Here is a 1,123-nt window from a genome sequence, read left to right on the forward strand (position 1 = left end):
CTGCGCATCCGCGCCCGCTCCAGCGAATTGCTCTTGAACACCGCGGCCGTGCGGGCGATCTCGCCGATCTCGTCGGCGCGATCCTCGCATTCGATCGCGACGTCGCTCTGGCCGTTGGCAAGCGCGGTGAGCGAGCGCGTGACCGAGGTGAGCGGCCGGGTGACGCGGCGGACGACCAGCAGGGTCAGGATCAGCACCAGAAGCGCGGCGAGCCCGGCGGCCGCCGCCATGCTCTCGATGGCGTGGGCCAGCATGCTCTCATACTGGGCCATCGGGATGCCGACATAGAGAATGCCGGTGACCTTGCCGGAGGCGTCCGCGATCGGGAAATAGGCGGTCATGAACGACTTGCCGAACAGAGTGGCCGGCCCCTTATAGGCCTCGCCCCGGCGCAGCGGCGCCTGCCCCGGATGGTCGGCCGCGAGCTGGGTGCCGACGGCGCGGTCGCCATTTTCCTTTTTCACGTTGGTGGAGCGGCGGACGAACTGCCCGCTGGCATCGTCGAACACGAACAGGGTCGCGTTGCCGCCGACATAGGACACGGCACGATCGACGATGGCGTGATCGTTGAAGTCGGGCATCTTGGGGATCTCGGCGCGCACCACCGCGCCATCCCGCATCGTGACCTTGGCGGCCGGAACGGTCTCGGTAAAGGCCAGCGCCAGCGTGCGCAGATTGACCTCGATGTCGCGCAATGCGCGGTCATTGAAGGCGGACGTCAGCGACCAATAGCCGGCGCCGACCACGAGCGCCGTGTTCACGGCGATCAGCAGCACGGCGCACAGGAGCGCCTTGGTGCCGAGCTTGAACTGCGGCAGGAACTTCGCCGTTGGAATATTGGACATGGATGGAACGACCCCCGTAATTCCTGCATATTCGTGCAATCGGCTTACGGCCGCATTAACGGCGGTTCGCACCGCCGCACCCCGGCATGGTTTCCAATTGATAAACGAGGCCCTCCCTGACCACGCCAAACACGCCGCCCATCATCGTCTGGTTCCGCGATGATCTTCGCCTGTCCGACCATCCCGCCCTCCACGCCGCCGCGAAAGCCGGCGCACCGGTGCTCTGCCTCTTCGTCCTCGACGACGGCGCCGGCCGCACACCCGGCGCCGCAACGTGC

General features: G+C 66.7%; 2 protein-coding genes. One reads left to right on the forward strand and one right to left on the reverse strand.

Features of this window, described 5'->3' with window-relative positions; genetic code table 11:
* The coding region (locus MOV75_RS39150; protein ID WP_247008191.1) for a Cache 3/Cache 2 fusion domain-containing protein at nucleotides 1–845 on the reverse strand (845 nt) is incomplete at its 3' end.
* A 116-nt stretch (nucleotides 846–961) separates the two neighbouring features.
* On the opposite strand from MOV75_RS39150, the gene MOV75_RS39155 reads away from it, so the two are divergent.
* The coding region (locus MOV75_RS39155; RefSeq protein ID WP_247008193.1) for a deoxyribodipyrimidine photo-lyase at nucleotides 962–1,123 on the forward strand (162 nt) is incomplete at its 3' end.

This window comes from Bradyrhizobium sp. PRIMUS42 (genome assembly GCF_023006515.1).
In the GTDB taxonomy this organism is placed as follows: Bacteria; Pseudomonadota; Alphaproteobacteria; order Rhizobiales; family Xanthobacteraceae; genus Bradyrhizobium.